14 protein-coding genes and 2 pseudogenes are annotated in these 17,103 nt (G+C 44.0%); 5 read left to right on the forward strand and 11 right to left on the reverse strand.

From position 1 onward, the window contains the following. Positions 1–195: 195 nt before the first annotated feature. The gene (locus tag F6K49_RS02685; protein ID WP_293093980.1) at positions 196–1,755 is read left to right on the forward strand and encodes a B12-binding domain-containing radical SAM protein; all 1,560 of its coding nucleotides are present in this window, start codon (positions 196–198) and stop codon (positions 1,753–1,755) included. A 242-nt stretch (positions 1,756–1,997) separates the two neighbouring features. Here the strand turns inward: F6K49_RS02685 and F6K49_RS02690 are convergent, their stop codons facing one another. The 4 genes from F6K49_RS02690 to F6K49_RS02705 form a co-directional block, all read right to left on the reverse strand. Continuing rightward, a complete protein-coding gene (locus F6K49_RS02690) occupies positions 1,998–2,633 on the reverse strand; it encodes a ThiF family adenylyltransferase (protein WP_293094352.1) in 636 nt (211 codons plus the stop codon). A 4-nt stretch (positions 2,634–2,637) separates the two neighbouring features. Then, positions 2,638–3,486: a hypothetical protein gene (locus F6K49_RS02695; protein WP_075899835.1), complete on the reverse strand. Its 849-nt coding sequence runs from the start codon at positions 3,484–3,486 to the stop codon at positions 2,638–2,640. Between the two features lie 643 nt (positions 3,487–4,129). Beyond that, positions 4,130–5,563: a vWA domain-containing protein gene (locus F6K49_RS02700; RefSeq protein ID WP_293093985.1), complete on the reverse strand. Its 1,434-nt coding sequence runs from the start codon at positions 5,561–5,563 to the stop codon at positions 4,130–4,132. Positions 5,564–6,899: 1,336 nt separating this feature from the next. After that, positions 6,900–7,100 carry a hypothetical protein gene (locus F6K49_RS02705; protein WP_070393156.1) on the reverse strand — a complete coding sequence of 67 codons (201 nt, stop codon included), beginning with the start codon at positions 7,098–7,100 and terminating at the stop codon, positions 6,900–6,902. A gap of 327 nt (positions 7,101–7,427) precedes the next feature. On the opposite strand from F6K49_RS02705, the gene F6K49_RS02710 reads away from it, so the two are divergent. Next, entirely contained in the window at positions 7,428–8,252 is an 825-nt protein-coding gene (locus F6K49_RS02710; protein ID WP_293093987.1) for an SDR family oxidoreductase, read from the forward strand. 182 nt (positions 8,253–8,434) lie between these two features. Here F6K49_RS02710 and F6K49_RS02715 read toward each other — a convergent pair whose 3' ends face one another. The 5 genes from F6K49_RS02715 to F6K49_RS02735 form a co-directional block, all read right to left on the reverse strand. After that, positions 8,435–9,157, reverse strand: a complete 723-nt coding sequence (locus F6K49_RS02715) for a metallophosphoesterase family protein (protein ID WP_293093990.1) — start codon at positions 9,155–9,157, stop codon at positions 8,435–8,437. A 33-nt stretch (positions 9,158–9,190) separates the two neighbouring features. Then, positions 9,191–10,006 carry a metallophosphoesterase family protein gene (locus tag F6K49_RS02720; protein WP_293093993.1) on the reverse strand — a complete coding sequence of 272 codons (816 nt, stop codon included), beginning with the start codon at positions 10,004–10,006 and terminating at the stop codon, positions 9,191–9,193. Continuing rightward, entirely contained in the window at positions 10,003–10,755 is a 753-nt protein-coding gene (locus F6K49_RS02725) for a GTP-binding protein (RefSeq protein ID WP_293017553.1), read from the reverse strand. The genes F6K49_RS02720 and F6K49_RS02725 overlap by 4 nt, the downstream gene beginning before the upstream one ends. 86 nt (positions 10,756–10,841) lie before the next feature. Next, on the reverse strand, positions 10,842–11,498 hold the full coding sequence (gene folE / locus F6K49_RS02730) for a GTP cyclohydrolase I FolE (protein WP_293029465.1): 657 nt from the start codon (positions 11,496–11,498) through the stop codon (positions 10,842–10,844). A gap of 19 nt (positions 11,499–11,517) precedes the next feature. Then, positions 11,518–11,739, reverse strand: coding sequence for a GTP-binding protein (locus F6K49_RS02735; RefSeq protein WP_293029468.1), 222 nt, complete (start codon positions 11,737–11,739; stop codon positions 11,518–11,520). Positions 11,740–11,777: 38 nt separating this feature from the next. Here F6K49_RS02735 and F6K49_RS02740 point away from each other — a divergent pair. The 3 genes and pseudogenes from F6K49_RS02740 (at position 11,778) to F6K49_RS02745 (ending at position 13,068) form a co-directional block, all read left to right on the forward strand. Next, positions 11,778–12,648, forward strand: a pseudogene (locus tag F6K49_RS02740) (IS1 family transposase). Between the two features lie 87 nt (positions 12,649–12,735). Continuing rightward, a pseudogene (locus F6K49_RS53190) lies at positions 12,736–12,786 on the forward strand (hypothetical protein); the annotation flags it as partial. Positions 12,787–12,798: 12 nt separating this feature from the next. Further along, complete coding sequence (locus tag F6K49_RS02745) at positions 12,799–13,068, forward strand: EF-hand domain-containing protein (RefSeq protein WP_293093996.1); 270 nt, start codon at positions 12,799–12,801, stop codon at positions 13,066–13,068. A gap of 136 nt (positions 13,069–13,204) precedes the next feature. Here the strand turns inward: F6K49_RS02745 and F6K49_RS02750 are convergent, their stop codons facing one another. Together F6K49_RS02750 and F6K49_RS02755 are read right to left on the reverse strand one after the other, a co-directional pair. After that, positions 13,205–14,632, reverse strand: a complete 1,428-nt coding sequence (locus tag F6K49_RS02750) for an ion transporter (RefSeq protein ID WP_293029474.1) — start codon at positions 14,630–14,632, stop codon at positions 13,205–13,207. Positions 14,633–14,741: 109 nt separating this feature from the next. Beyond that, complete coding sequence (locus tag F6K49_RS02755) at positions 14,742–17,030, reverse strand: chromosome segregation ATPase (protein ID WP_293029477.1); 2,289 nt, start codon at positions 17,028–17,030, stop codon at positions 14,742–14,744. Positions 17,031–17,103 lie beyond the last annotated feature (73 nt).

The following is a 17,103-nucleotide window of genomic DNA, read 5'->3' on the forward strand; positions in this document are numbered from 1 at the left end:
TAGAAGCCTGTGACCTAACCCATAAGCTGATAGCTGATAGCTGATGACTGATAGCTGATAGCTGATAGCTGATAGCTGATGACTGATAGCTGATGACTGATAGCTGATAGCTGATGACTGATAGCTGAATACTTACTTACTTAGGATGTACGATTGCTATAAGCCCTGTGGCCATGTGTGTGAGGATTTCTCTAAATGCGAGTCTTATTACTGTATCCGCTATTTCCGAAAACGTTTTGGTCTTATGACAAAATCCTTGAATTAGTTAATCGCAAAGTTTTATTGCCACCCTTAGGTCTAATTACTGTTGCTGCATTATTACCTCAAGACTGGGAATTTAAACTTGTTGACCGCAATATCCGAGACGTAACCGAAGCAGAATTTGAATGGGCAGATCTGGTGATAATTTCAGCGATGATTGTCCAAAAAACCGATGCCCTAAACCAAATTAAAGAAGCCAAACGACGTGGTAAATTAGTGGCATTTGGGGGACCTTATCCTACCTCTTTACCCGAAGAAGCAAAGAAGGCAGGGGTGGATTTTCTAATCCTAGATGAAGGAGAAATCACCCTACCGATGTTTGTAGAAGCTTTACAGCGAGGGGAAACTAGTGGAACCTTTCGCACTACAGAGAAACCCGATGTCACTCAAACCCCCATTCCCCGCTATGATTTGTTAGAGCTTGATGCCTATGATTCAATGTCAGTGCAGTTTTCGCGGGGATGTCCTTTTCAGTGCGAATTCTGCGACATAATTATTCTCTATGGCCGCAAACCGCGAACAAAGGAACCAGCACAGCTTCTCAAGGAATTGGATTATCTCTATGAATTAGGCTGGCGGCGTGGTATCTTTATGGTGGATGACAACTTTATTGGGAATAAGCGTAACGTTAAGCTACTTCTGAAAGATCTAAAAGTATGGCAGAAGGAGCATCAGTATCCCTTCCGATTTAATACTGAAGCATCTGTAGACCTAGCTGCGGATTCAGAATTGATGGAATTGATGGTAGAGTCTAACTTTGATGCTGTATTTTTAGGAATTGAGACACCGGACGAAGAAAGCCTTAAACTAACCAAAAAATTCCAAAATACTCGCAGCTCTCTAAGCGATGATGTAGACAAAATAATTCGCGCAGGCTTGCGACCAATGGCAGGGTTTATTATTGGTTTTGATGGAGAGAAACAAGGAGCCGGTTCCCGGATTATTAGTTTTGTTGAACAGGCTGCTATCCCTACAGCCATGTTTGGGATGTTACAAGCTTTACCTAATACTGCTCTGTGGAATCGCTTAGAAAAAGAAGGGCGTTTGCGAGATAACACTAAAAAAGATATCAATCAAACCACCCTAATGAACTTTGTTCCTACTCGTCCCATTGAGGAGATTGCTCAAGAATACATCGAAGCATTCTGGACGCTATACGAACCTGAGCGCTATATAGACCGTGCCTATCAATGTTTTTTAAAGCTTGGCCCCCCTAAATGCAAAGCCCCATTCAAAATGCCGGATTTGGTAGATTTGAAAGCTCTGGGGACTGTAATTTGGCGTCAAGGGTTTAAGCGTAGTACTCGCTGGAAATTCTGGCATCATTTATTTGGTATTTTCAGGCACAATCCAGCTGTGTGGGAACATTACCTTACTCTATGCGCTCACAACGAACACTTTCTTGAATATCGTCAAATTGTCCGGGATGAAATTGAAAGACAGTTAGTTGATACTAATCCTAAGTTGATGGATAAAGAATTAGTAGAGATCTAGCAATGTCTTGATGCAATAGCGAGTGGGGGAAACCCCCAAGACCGCGCTGCATCGCTTATTAGCAACGTTTTAGGGATATTAGTTATCCTATTAAGGCAAGAGGCAAGAGGCAAAAGGCAAAAGGGAATAGCAATGCAGCGCTATTCCCTGTTCCCTGTTCCCTGTTCCCTGTTCCCTGTTCCCTGTTCCCTGTTCCCTGTTCCCTGTTCCCTAAAACCCCAAGGGCGAGGTAGATGACCGGATTATAATATCGGCTTGATAGTTAAATCTTTCAAGGTGAAGGTGAAGTCGAGTTTTTTCGTTGTGCTAATAAATTCAATGATCACTTCAGTAGCAACTGCTGTAGTCATTAGCACTAAATTACGAGCTAATGGATAATCACAAATATCATCATTAACTGGGGAAGGCACTCGATAATTTTCATTCCAAATGATTTCACTATAGTCTTCTGCTAACCCAACATGAAGACAAGGGGTTTGGGAACTATCACAGTAATCTTTTACAGCTTGACGAGCGACACTGTTATCAAAGGTGTCAATGACTAAAGTAGAATTCTTCAGTAATTGTTTGGTATTAGCTTTAGTTAATTCCTTGACCTTAGCCTCTAATTTTACCCCAACCGCTTGGTAGAGAGAATGGGCGAGGATTTTGGCTTTATGGGCACCAATATCAGAGCGGTAGTAGGGTTGGGTAGAAAGATTGCGTTCTTCAATGCGATCGCAATCAATAACCTTGAGCTTTCCAAACCCTGAACGAGCCAAATTTTCAGTAATATTGGCTCCAAGTGCTCCCGCACCACACACGGTCACGGGGTAGTCACGTAACTCAGCCATGACTTGGGAGGTACGGTAGAGTTGTTCGTGGAAAAAAATTGACATCATCCTAATCCCAATTATCTCGTGCCTCAATCACCCCAACCAAGGACTGTAAATCAAAATCGCGATCGCGTCCACTTAGACAAATCCCGGAACTGATTACAGTCAGATCCTGTTTAGATATCGCTGATATGTGGTGTTTACCGTCAGCAGTGCTCCAGCGCACTTGCCAGAATTCTCCCCGGTCATGGAACTGTTGCAGTGCTCCCCCACCCATTTCCAAAGCTTGCTCCAGCCTTCTGTGATCCCGTTGATGCAGAGCTTTAGCTTTAAAATCTTTACTCTGTTGTGTTACCAAGTCATAAACTATTCTCATTTCTGGTGTCAGCCCCTTTACATCCAGTTCTTCAGGTGGTGTTACTTGCTTTAACTGCTCTCTAAGTTGTTCTGCTAGTAACGGATCTCCCTTACGGTCAAGCTGCTGAAACCACCAAGCCTTACCATCCCCACGAGCTACCACTTGTTCAAAGGCTACCCCGCCCTCTACCAGATGGATAGGAATAGGTTTAACCGTGCCAAAGCGCTGACGAGCATCCGATTCATTGACTGGATACCCTAGCCAGGTCTTTCCCGACAATTGATAAGCTAGTCGTAAACGCAACGGTTGGAGCAGTTGCCAATACTCATCAAGTTGAAACACATCTGGCTCTTCCACCACAGTTGCCACTTTCTCGTTGACTGGCTGAAAAATACCCCATCCTTCAAAGTTACGAGGCTTAGGGGAGAAGGTATAAATCATTCCAGCTACACGAGTTCTTACCCGTCCCCCACGTACACAGGGAGCGAGGAATTGATTGTCACTCAGTTGTGCTTCCTTTGCAGCAATTTGATTGATGAGGTCGAGGATATTTGCCATGATCCTGCTCGATGGTTATAAATAAAGCACTACGCATTAAAGTTAGGACATTAATACAAGCAGCAAAAGCAGTTTTAGTCAACTTTTGCCTTTTGCCTTTTGCCTCTTGCCTTGCGCGTAGCGCTATAATGTGCAAGTCGCCAGAGCCAAAGCGTTCGTCACTTAAAAGGAACTCCGCCGGTTAGTTACTACACACTCTTTAAATGATGGCTACTTGTGACATACTCCTAAACTGACTCTTCGAGTTCAGTTTAGGCTTCTTGCCAACTCCACCCAACGGTTCGGATACTCGACAAGCTTTATTAACGACACGGGATGCCCCTCCGCACCGGAACAATACAACTCGTTCTATTTTTTAAGCACGCAGGTGGCGGTTAGCTCTTAATTTGTCTTCCCTGCTAGGTAAATTATAGATCAAAATAAAAAAATAAAGTTCCTGTCCGCCATTCATCCCACGCCGACATGCAGGTGCGGACGTGGGGAATAAGCGCGGATCAAGCTAAGCCCACATTCCGGGTTCTTTGCGCCTTCCTCGCTTCACGCCCGTTACGTTAGAGTAACGGTACTCTTCCTCTCGTACTATGTATGTAAGCTCTGGCTGTTAGGGCACACAAGTCGTTAACATTTATTCAAATAATCACGACTACTTATCATTTCGCACCGGTAGCGGTGTATCCAAAATCTCCATCAATAAGTCTAGCCGTGACGGACGAGTCATCAGTGGAACCAGGTTTGGTAGAGAATAGTAATCTCCAGCAAAGGTAAAGGTTTCTACTGGCACCTCTTGCTGCTTCAGTGTAGTTTCCACCCAGTCGTAGGAGTAACCAACTCGCACAATAATCACATTGGGCATCAATCCCAATTCACGAGAGTAGGTCTTGTAAACTTTACCAAAGTAAGGTGCTGTGTTTTCACCTTCATCGGTAACCAAGATAATCTGGTCAACCGCCTGCTTTCGAGAGCGCATTACTTCTAAACCACAACCAATGCTAGTCCCACCCCCTGCTTTGATGTGCCTGAAGGCACGTTCCCAGTCACTCAACTCTTTTCCTTGAGCCTTAACTGGGTAAGGCATGGTATCGAAGGCATAGACAAACAGCTCAGCTTCAGTAATACCAGAGATTAGGGCTGCCAGCCGCTTACCAACTTCAATGGCTTTGTCCATTGAACCGGACTTGTCCACTAGTAGAGCAGTGGGCTTGGTAATGGTACCTTTGCGCTTTACTTGCTCATTGGTAACTTGTTTTAACTTAGCAAGAGTTTGAGTATCTAACTGAGCAGCTTCAGCAGCAACTTGTGCCTTGAACGCAGAAACGCGATCGCTTGTCTGTGCCTGTTCTAGCTTTGCTTCAATCAACTCCTTGACCTGTGGGTGTTCCATCGCACCCCGCCCTTGGAGGGATTTGAGATTATTAATTACCTCTTGGGGTGTCATGGAATTAATTAGGGCTACCAACACCGTAGGAGTGACAGAGCGCACAGCACCAATGGCGATGGTGTAGGGAATCTTATGTTCAACAATCAATTGCGCCTGTTCAGCAGCAGTTTCCGTTTTCGCTAACTGCTTGAGTATCCAAGCTAAAGAACCTTCTGGAGGATTGTCTTTAAATAAGACTGCATCTGCTCTAGCGCTAGGCTTAATATGTAAACTAGCATAGAGATGCTTCATCGCCTTTCGACCCCGCAATGCTGCTCGGTCAAACAATGCTGGAGTCTTTTCCCGTGTTTTAAGGTAGCGCCGCACTGCTGTCCGAGCCGAACGAGGCACCTTATTGCGCTGCTGCTTCATAAAATCCACTACTCGTGCCACCTGGTAGGGTGGGAATTTTTGCAGCATCACAAAGCCAGCATCTCGGTGTTCAGTCAAATTGCTAGTCAACAAATGACCTAAAAACACTTCTTTGTGGTCCCGGACATCCCCATGATTTTCGTACCAAACCGCTAAGTGACCGTAAAAAATTGGGTCAAGTTCTACCATCAGTTGGTGCAATTCTGTTACTTGCTCCAGCTTACGATGGGGTGTAGTTAATAAACTGTTTAGTAATTCTAAACGCAGGTCACGCTCTTCAGTTTTCATAGGATTCACCTCCTATGGTCCTATGTAATTTCTGGATAAATCTATAAGTTATTTGGCGTTGCTGAATTAAGGAATGAATGCGCGATTATCTGGTTTTATTAAAGCCCCCTAAATCCCCCAAGTTTGGGGGACTTTAAGAGTTTTGTTCCCCCCAGAATTGGGGGGCTAGGGGGGCGAAACCATACCCAGAATCAGCAACGCCATTTACTTGGTTGTTTAGTTATTTGGTTATTGGGTTGTTTAGTTAAAGGTTGAAGGTTGAATAATTAATAAAAATTTACCTAAAATAAATCAACTAAGCTACGATTTATTAGCAGTGTTTTGAATTACCTTTCGCGCAAGTTCAGAAAGCTGTTGTATCACACACGGGATTTGAACCCGTATATTCTCGATTTAGAGTCAAGTGCCTTTCCATTTGGCGAGTATGAAAGCTTTCCGGGTCAGGGCGCGAAAGTGACTCAGTTAATTCAATTTTTAAATTGTTTAGTTATGGCAGTGAAAACCACTAGAATTAGGGTCCCCGCGCAAGTCAGTAAAGCTTTTAATAAAATGATGCTCTATCCATTTGAGCTACAGCGGCAAATAGCGCCGCTGATAGGATTCGAACCTATAACCTTCCGATGAGTAGATCGGTAGTATGTAAGCTTCAGCAGTTAGGGCGCGGGGGGAAATTTGGAACAATTGCTCCTGTGCAAGTTAACAAAAGCTTTTTAGCAACTTACGACCGTCCTTTAACCAGTACTTTTATCACTCTGTAGCATGATTTGGTAATTATTTCTAGAAGGTTGAATCAATTCGCGCAAGTTCAGAAAGCCGTTGTATCACACACGGGATTTGAACCCGTATATTCTCGATTTAGAGTCAAGTGCCTTTCCATTTGGCGAGTATGAAAGCTTTCCGGGTCAGGGCGCGAAGGTGAATCGGTTAATTTTAAAGTTGTTTAGTTATGGCAGCTGATTTCCACTATAATTGGGGTCCCCGCGCAAGTCAGTAAAGCTTTTAATAAAATGATGCTCTATCCATTTGAGCTACAGCGGCAAATAGCGCCGCTGATAGGATTCGAACCTATAACCTTCCGATTCGTATTCGGTAGTATGTAAGCTTCAGCGGTTAGGGCGCGGGGGGAAATTTGGAACAATTGCTCCTGTGCAAGTTATAGCAGAAGTCAGAAGTCAGAAGTCAGAAGTCAGAAGTCAAACTCTTGCGCTTACTTAGGTTTGAGACTTTTGTCATGTCCGCGCCTGCCCTGGCGACTGCTATAACAAAAGCTTTGTAGGCTTCTTGAGATCAGGGCACAGGACAAAAGGTTTAACCTAACACCTTTTAACCATAAACCTTAACCATAAACCGCTTCAGGTCTGATAATCAGATTGCGGTTGGTACTGCGGTCAATGACATAAGAGGTAAAGCGCTCTGGGGCTACATCAAAGTACTTCGCAAGTTGCTGTTTAACAGCAATATCGTTCATACTTTTGGCTATACCCAGCTGACCTTCAGCAATGTCGTAGGAACGACCTTCAAACCGAACATGAATCATTGGGCATCCCTCCTTGTAGCGCGATGTTTTCTCTTTAACCTTACTTTTATACTACATGCATATTACAAATGTGTCAAGTCCTTGGCACAAAATTTTTTAGGACTTAGGGATAAATGGTATATTTAACTTATTTAACCCTTAAAAGCAGGGAAATTCATTAGACCTTATACTAGGGACGGTAACTTGGGGCTGATATCGTTAGATTGTTCGCGACCCGATTGAAGCTCAACTAGGCGAGTGTTTATCTTAGGATTTAATATTATACAGTAAAATTTTATTATTTAATACAATCTCACAATATTGAAATTAACTTTCAGCAAGCAATAGATGATCAACTTTAAGGATCAAGTGGCACTAATCACAGGAGCTTCCTCTGGCATTGGAGCAGCTCTTGCTCAAGAATTAGCCCGTGAAGGAGCCAATGTGGTACTCCTAGCTCGGCGAGCAGAACGATTAGAAACCATAGCTTCACAAATTGATCCTAATGGTCAACGTGTACTTGCTATCCCCTGTGATGTGACGAAGGATGGTGAGCTTGATCAAGCGGCAACCTTTGCCCGTAGTAAGTTCGGCAAAATTGATATCGTTGTTGCTAATGCTGGCTGGTCTTTGAAGGGTAATGTGGAAAACCTCAGGGTGAATGACTATCGACGTCTGTGGGAAACCAATGTTTTTGGGGTACTGAGTACCATCTACGCGACCTTAGATGACCTCAAGAAAACTCAAGGAAGACTGGTCATTATTAGTAGCGTAAAAAGTTACGTTGCCTTGAGTGGTGATTCTCCTTATAGTATGAGTAAATTTGCTATCCGGGCTTTGTGTGAGTCGTTGTCTCAGGAGTTGGCTCCCCATGGGGTGTCGGTCACACACATTTGTCCAGGATACGTTGCCACTGAAATTCGTCAGCTAGACAATCAGGGAATTTGGCATTCAGACTGGCAGGATCCTATTTCCCCCAGGCTTCTGATTTCTGCTGATCAAACTGCCAAACAAATTGTTAAAGCTATTTCCCGACGACAACGGGAACAGGTAATAACAAACTATGCCAAGCTGATTGTCCTGATCAAACGTCACATGCCTTGGTTGCTCTCATGGCTGATTTCAAAATTCAAAATCAAGGTAGCTGCTAAGCCGTCACCAATTAAGCACTAATATTTTTTACTATAGCAATTATCAGCGACGTTTGGGCGTTGCTGAATTAAGGAATGAATGCGCGATTATCTGATTTTATTACAGCCCCCTAAATCAGCAACGCCATGAGATGACCCATTTACCAGAAAGTTGTCTATGACTACCTGTTGCATGCACTTAGCCATACCTTTAGGAACCTGAAACTAATTACCATAACCCTTTTTCTTGCCATAAAAAACTGTTTTAAACTCTAGAAAATCGCTATTTGGACTATAAAGGGTATAAGTAGCCTTTCCTGGTTCTTTGCCTACATTTCCTACACCAACAACTCTTCTTTTGGGAGCAGTAATAGTTTGCACGGGTTGCTGGCGATCTAAAGTCATCACCGAACTATTTACTGAACCTCCTTGTAGTTGATATTCAAATACTTGACCCGAACGACCACAAAAGAGATAATTTGCCTGGACTCTTTGCAAGCGGTCTAGCATTTTCCAGGGTGCGGTTTCGGGGGTTAACTCATCGCTGACGCTAACAGTGCTACCGTGAATTAACAAACAATCTAATTCAAAGAAGCCAAAATGACAGTTGCGTAACCACTGTACGGTTTCGCGAGATACCGAATCCCAAAGAAGTTTAGCAGTTTCTTTACCAAAGCGCTCGATTAATTCTGTCGGTTCTGCTGTCGAACCCAAACCGTGTAAAGTAAAGCATTGTTCTTCCCACCAGCCTACGCATACTTGGGGTTCTAATTCTCTAGGTAAAGGATTCTGAATTCGTTTAATTACTTGTTCGCTATCTTGGTTAGCTGCTACGATATCGCCCAGAATATACAATGCTTCCACCTTAAAGCGCTGGCGTTTGATATCTGCCAACACTGCTTCGTAAGCTGCGATATTTCCTTCAATTCCGCTTAAAATTGCCCACATTGATTTTCAATTTAAATATTTAAGTAATTTAATTTACCTCTCACACACATGAGTCGGATCGTCGGCTTTTTCAGCAAATTCCAAACCTCTAGCCAAACGCCAAGCGAAAATCGGTGGTAAACCAGCATCTAAGATGGCAGCGCAGGTTGTTTGATAGTCATACTCCACTTCCCGCAAGTTTACTGCTTGTGTTTCCGTATCATAGATAACATAGGTAGCATTGGGACGACCATGACGGGGTTCGCCTACCGAACCGACATTGATAATTCGCTTCAGGGGACTATTAAAACTTATGGTTGGTTGTTCGTTTCTACTGGGTTGACGAACTTTAACCTGTAATTGTCCAGAATCTAGGGTGCGGACATAGGGAAAGTGGGTATGTCCGCAAAATAATGTATCTGCATCGCTGGAGAGAACTCTTTCTAAAGCAGTGAAAGCATCCATTTCGGGTAACAAATATTCGTGGTTGCTATTAGGACTACCATGTACGAAACAGAGATTATCTTCTTTGTAGGTATGGGGTAGTTGGGCTAAATATTCCCTAACTTCGGGATTGACGTGCTTATTTGTCCATTCGTGGGCGATTTGACCTCTTTTTTCCGCCAACAGGGAAGGATAACTACATTCACAAGCATTTAGTCCTTCTACAATATCTTCATCCCAACAACCCTGTACAGTGGGAATATCTAAAGAACGAATTTGTTCCACCACTGCATTAGGATAGGGACCATAACCCACTAAATCCCCCAGACAATAAATCTTTTCTGCTTTTTGTTCGTCAATATCCAGTAAAACTGCATCTAACGCTGCATAATTACCATGGATACAAGATATCACTGCTATTTTCATACCACTTCTACCTCTACTTCACTTTCTAAAGACTCTTTTACTTGTTGTTGGTAATAATCAATTGCCGATTCGGGAAGACAGCAATCTTGGACAGTTTGAACAATTTCAGCTTTATCTAAATTACTACCTACTATTTCAAAACCACTAAAACGATCTGGTTTACCATTTAACCAACGGGGTAATTTTAAAGGTGTAAATGCTAATTCGGATTCCCCTAGTATGAAGTCACCATAATAAATTTGTCCATCCATTAGGTCGAAAAGTCCTTTTACCCGAGCTACCTCACCGTAAGCACCTTGAGTAAGTTCCAGCCAAAAAGTAGCTAAACTATCAAAATCTAAAATTTCCCCCGTCAAAACCCCCCGATGAATCTGCAAAGCTGTGGTTGGCTTAGTGATGTTATTTCCTGGAATAACTTCATCCGCCCAAGTATTTAACTCTGTACTATCTGTATCGCCGGGGATTATGGCTACTCGATGGGGGTTAAAAGTTTGCAGTAAAGGTTCAATTCCGGCTAAATCCAAATACCAGGGAATCTCTAGATAAGTAATGGTTTTGTGTAATTCCGCTTCTTCCCCTGTCTGATAAAGTTTTAGTTGAGGGTATTCACTTTGGAGATATATTGCATCAATGGGTACGGAATCGGTTTTAGGACTGAAATAACCTACAGGTTTATTGGTTTGGGCTATTTGTTGACGAATCCAGTGGGTTTTACCGCCACCGGTCGGACTGGCGACAGCAATAATCATAAGCAGTTTTTTTTTATGACGATAATCATTGTATCAAAAAAAGAGATGAGCTTTATACCCATCTCTCACGCTGACACGCGAATCAATTAATGCATTGCAGGGTTGTGGTGAATTAAACTCATAAACTCCTGACGGGTTTTTGGATCATTTGCAAATACACCTCTAACCGCACTAGTGGCAGTCCAAGAACCAGGTTTTTGGACTCCTCGCATTACCATACACATATGGCTTGCTTCCACTACTACCGCCACCCCTTTTGGTTTTAATAATCCTTGAAGGGCATCGGCAATTTGGGCAGTTAATCTTTCCTGTACCTGCAAACGTCGTCCGTACATTTCACAAATACGAGCAATTTTTGACAGTCCGATTACCTTACCGTCGGGAATATAAGCGACGTGAGCGTGACCGAGAATAGGTAAGATATGGTGTTCGCAGGAGCTAAATAGGTCAATGTCCCGAACTAAGACCATTTCATTGGTATTTTCGTGAAATACTGCCCCGTTGAGGAGTTCGTCTAAAGATTGATGATAGCCAGAAGTCAGAAATTTCAAGGCTTTGACCACTCTTTTAGGAGTATCTTTCAAGCCTTCGCGGTCTGGGTCTTCTCCCAATCCTAACAGTAAAGTCCGTACCGCTTGGCGCATCTCTTCTTCAGAAACGAGAGGTTGTTGGGTGGTATTTAGTTTTGGTAATTTGCGATCAATTTTATCAATCTGGTTGGGTTCGGACTTACCTAAGGTCATGAATTTGAATTAGATGAAATTAAACAGTAACAGAAGTAGCCAAGCAGTTATTTAACTTTTGGCGAAGTTTATCGGTATCTAAATGATAACCGATAAAGACTAGCTGATTAACAGGAGGAGTAGACCAAAGTTCGGACTTGATCTCGCTGCGCTGTCCGCAGAGTTGGAAAATGTGACGTAATGGTACTGGTTCCGTCGAATGTGAAGGAGATTTGCCTTGCAGGTCATGAAATAGGGGCATGCTGGAGTTAATAGAAGCCTTTCCTCAATGGTGGTTGTATGATCGAACTATTTTCCTACCCATGTTCTGGATGTGGGAGTGAGGATGTGTACCCTCACCACCGCTATAGTACTCAAAACCATGGTTTCCGTACGATTTATCATTGCCGAGAGTGTGACATCTATTTCAGCGAGACCATAGCAGCCGCCACTGGCGGGTCTGACCACTCCCCTGAGTCGGTAATCCGTGATTCTTAAAGCCATAAGGGTCAATATGGGGCTGAATGCCACAGCTATAACCTTCAGTGTGTCAAAAAATAGTGTAATTGATTGGAAAAGACGTTTAGCGGGTCTCAAACCTACCCTGATGCTTTATGCCCTGCTCCATCAGTTTATTCATCAGGAGATAGAAGGAGATGAGCTGTTGACGATTGTAGATAAAAACCTACCTGCTTCAGAATCACCACGGATGGACAATGGTCTTGATGGAGCGAGGCAGTCGATTTCTATGGGAATTGCACTGTGGACCGAAAGACCAACAGTTATTTGAGCAGGGGTTGAAAGTCGTGAGCGTTGGTGATTGACCAAACCGGAAGCCTCAATCTCTTAACCGATGGAGAACGACGATATGGCAACCTGCTGTTTGAGATCTGCCATGAGGTGATCCGCACGGGGCGACCGGGACGTCCACCAAAGGGGTTGCAAATTTCAATGCTTCTGGGGGACATCGTAACGAGCGCCTTTCGGCGTAAAACCAACACCTATGCGTTCATCTCGCAAAAACCTTCAAAGAACCCTTGATGTCTACTGGTTAGTACACAACTGTGTACGAGTTCATTTTACCACAAAGATTGTGCCTGCGGTGAAGTTAGGCATTTTGGAGGTGGGCATATCTTGGTCGCAGTTATTCACAATTCGATATGCTCTGTAAACAACTAATGTCAAAACTTTTCGCTTCTCACTCGGCGGAACCAGTGCCGACTTTCGGCAATCTTTACATTTTTTGTCCTGTACTTAGGTTGATTTAAATGGGAATGGTCAGATTGAACTCAGTGAATGGTTAGAATGCCTCGATAAGCGTTTGGATTATGATTTTTCTGAAGCCTTTATCAAGCTCATTGATGGCAATGAAGATGGCAAAATTGTGATAGATGAACTTAGACTATTTTATCAAGCTTACCAAATCGATACAACTCATATAGAGGAAGCTTTTGAAACTCTCGATCTCAATCTTGATAGTTCTATTTCTAAAGATGAGTTCAAACAAATCTTCGAACAATTTTTGTATAGTGAGGATGTGCAAGCACCTGGAAATTGGTTTTTAGGTGTTAGTTTAGCGAAGCAGCTCTGAAGTTTTGGGTAGTTTGTTACATTAGTCATTGGTCATTAATTATGGCTATTTAGTTTTAAAATTCCCACTCATGGTGAACCCTAGGGCGATCCGAACGTGCGATCGCACCATAAGAACCTGCCGCAAAGTTGAGACTTCACCGGACTGGAACCCCAATTTTCGGCAAACTACGAGCAATAATCACTAAGTGATCGCCAGACAGTAGTGTTTGATCTTTGGGGGGATTAATTAGGGTTTCCCGATCTCCATTGCTATTGCGCTCTATGGCGATCAAAGTTGTATCAAACTCCTCTTTCAACCGCTGAGCAGCTTCCCAGAACGAAATGTCAACCCACCTCTGTGGTAAAACAATTTTGTAGAATTGGTTTCCCACTTGCACAGTTAGCAACTCTGACAGCACGTCCACAGCCCCTAGGTTCCGAGCTGAGGTAGCAATTAAGTGACTGGCTAGTTCATCAACAACAACGACATCTTCAACGCCAGCTACTCGCAGTTGGACATTGTTTTTCCGGTCAAGGAGTTGAGCACAAGTGTAGATTCCGGGTTGGAGTTTTTCAATGGTCAAGGCCGCTAGGACTGTCCGTGCATCCCGGTCTTGGTCACTTCGAGGATGGGTAGAATCAGCCAGGAGGATTGCCCGTGAGGCATGATAGATCCCCACACTTTCGAGGACATCAATAGTCGTGTAATCACCAATATAGAAATATATTTGGGAACGGTTAACTCCCTTGAGTTCCGACTCTGGTGTGTCGGTAAACTCTGCCACAACCACCATTGGATAGTGCTTGAGCTCAGAGTCTGCCTGGAGTTCCTCAATTAGTAGGTGACCACCTCGGTTCCAGCCGCAGATAACAATGTGATTGCGCAGTTCATCTAGTTCCAAGTATTTCACCTCCATGACTGTTCTAAGTCGTTGCACCATCACGGCTGACACTACACCGGTGAAGACGGCAAACATGGTTAACCCCCCAATTACTACCATGAGGGTAATCAGACGTCCAGCATCAGTCTGGGGTTGACCACCAATAGGTTCTCCTGAGATTAGGGTAAAAAAACTCCACCATAAAGAGTCTCTTAGGGAAGCAAATGACTCATTCTGTCCTCCCTCCAGTAGATAAATCCCTAAAGCACCGACTAATGTAATTAAGCCGATAATCAGAAAAACTCCAATCTGAGCACTAATACTGGCAGCGAGTGAGGAAGAGATGCGGTTGAGGTTACGGTTTACCAAAATTCCGACTCTGAGCAGCCTTAACATCCGTAACACTCGCAATAAGCGGAATGCCCGTAACAAAGGCAGCACAGCAATAATATCCAGCCAGTAGTGACGCAAGAACCGACGTTTGTTTCTTGCCACTAGGTAGCGGATCGTTAGTTCTATGATAAATATACCCGTGAGTAGCTCTTCGCTTACATAGACCACTCCATGAATGAAACTTGCACCCTCCAGACTTGCTTCAAAAACCACTAGAACTACCGAAAGTAGAATTAGCAGAATGAGGGTGAATTCAGTTTGGGGAGCGTGAATGAACTGGTCAAGACGGGATTTGAGGGTTGATGACAAGTTAAAGTATTCTATATTAAATGGAATTTATTCCATTTAATATTAAGAATTTTTAATGTCCAATTTCCACAGGTTTTATCCTAGCCGGTTGTAGTACCCTCGAAAACTCTTAAGAGTCAGTATCAATTAACTCAATCTTCCTACCAGCGGGGGGATTAAACCTAGGCGGCTCTAGCTGAGTCGGTGGTTTTACGATACCCGACGGTGAGGTAACTTCCGGTGGTGGAACCACAATTGGGAAGGAGCGGGCTGGTGGTGATGGTGGTTTTACCACTGATGGTGGAGAGGGAACTGGTTTCGGGATCACCACTTGTGGGGTAGATGGAACCGGAACCGGTCTTGGTCGTCTTACGGGTACAGGAGGTGGAGGAGGTGGGGCTAAAATCTTCCGCCATGATTGCATTTGCCGTTGCGCTTCCTGGTAAGGGCGAGTACCAGACGGAACGATGTTTGCGATCGCAATTGCTTCAGAGAGGTTATAGGCAGAACGACTTCTGGCTATGGATAGGATTTTGTAACTCCAGCGATTGACTACTGTTCTCGCTTCGCTACGGGATTTGGTTGAGGTTGGCACTTGCCTAGCTACTCGAATCGCTTTTCTTAGGGCTTGTGGAGTTCCAGCCTCAGCAATTTGGTAAGCTTCCCGTAAACGCTGCTGACCCTCAAGTTCTAACTTCCAGCTTCTGACTTTGCTTTGGGCTTCATTGTACAGAGCCCGACCTGCCTTAATTTGTTCGGCAGTTGCCACGGCAGCATATAGATCACCCCGGATTGCCAGAGTGCGTGCTTGGTCTAAATAAGGTTGGTCTTCTTGCTGCTGGATACTTCTAGACCACTGATTAATTTTAGTTTGAGCTTCCTGGTAAAGACTACGACCTCGGGAAATTTTACGGGCTTCTTGAACAGCAGCTTGCAAAGAATCGATGCTCCCATAACTAGCCAGTTGTGTTGCCCGCTCCAGGAATGGTCTGTCTTCGATCAGCTGAATTTGACGAGTCCAATCTCGAATTTCGTCCCGTGCTTCCTGATAGCGGGGATTACCACGAGGGATCTGTTCCACTTCAGCCACTGCCAGTCTTAAGTCACTGGCTAAACCCGAGGTAGCATAGGTTCGGGCTCGCTCTAGTCGCGCCACATCTTCTACTTCTCGTTGCCAACGGCTAATTAATTGCTGCCCTTTCTTATATAGGGGACGTTCTGATCCGAGCTTTTGGGCAGATGCGATCGCTTCTTCTAAATCCCAGGTTGTACCGGACTCAGCACGAGATAGGGCATGAGCTAGGTCAATTAAATCCGATTTGAGTTCAGGTACTTTAATGGTTTCCGGAAGTTTATAGGCAATGTCAAGAACTTCGGACCATTTACCTTGCTCTAGCTTGTTCTGAGCAATCTCCACCAGCTTGTTGCCAGAGTCTTTTATTAAATCCTGAGCTTCTTTGTAGGCATAACTTTGCTCTGTGATTTCCTTAGCTTTTTCAATAGCTTTCAGAATCTTCTCTATATTGCCACTTCTACTCAGCTCATAAGCCTTATCCAGCTTAGCCGAGTCTTCCCGTCCCATTTTAATCTTATCCGTTAGCTGGTTATACTTAGCCGTAGCCCAGTAGTCATTGTCCACATAGGTCAATCGTACTGCTTCGCGAAATGCTAAGTTCCAGTTTGATAACCTCAACTGTTTTTCTGCTTGCTCATAAACTCCCTCTGCCCTTGACCAGATTTTCTGCCAACGTTTTACCCGTTTTTGTACTATCGCCCCAGCTACAGATTTTGAAGGAATACGTTTAGCAATCTTAAGAGCTTCATTGAACTGACCAGCTTGAAACTTAGCTTCCCCAATCTCCAGGATTGCCTGTGACCACTCTTCTATATATTGGTTAACTTGTGGGCGTAACGGGTGATCTTCGGGCAGGGCATCGACTAATGCGATCGCTTTTAGCAACTGGGGGACAGTTTCCTGATTTGCTGCCACCTGAGCACAAGATAGGCGCATCGATGCTGAAGCCGTTGGCCAAAACACAGCACGGCAGTTTGGTACAGCTGGCAACCTCAACAACATCATTGCTGAAGCAAATCCAGCACTACCGAAAAGCAACACAACTAAAGCTGACCAAAACTGCCAACTGTGAGGCAAGAGGTTTTTTACTCCAGTAGTTTTTCCTGAGCGAGCTTGTCTCGGGGGAGTTTGTGATTTGTTTAATCCAGAGTTAGCTACTGGTTGACCAACCCCAAATTTTTCAGATTGCTGGGGGGGCTGTGTCGATGGGTTTCCTAGGTCAGGATAGTTTACGATCGGTTGAGTAACCGGTTCGCTATGGTTAGGTTGCCATCCATTAAACTTACCTGAACTTGAACCATTTGACGTTGGCCAACGGTCTGGAAATTCTCTATTTCTGGTCATAATTCACTTCCACACTCCCTACACCGCAAGACAGCAGGTTGTTTACAGCAACCTCAGTTGTTGAGATTTTACC

It is taken from the genome of Moorena sp. SIO3I6, assembly GCF_010672095.1.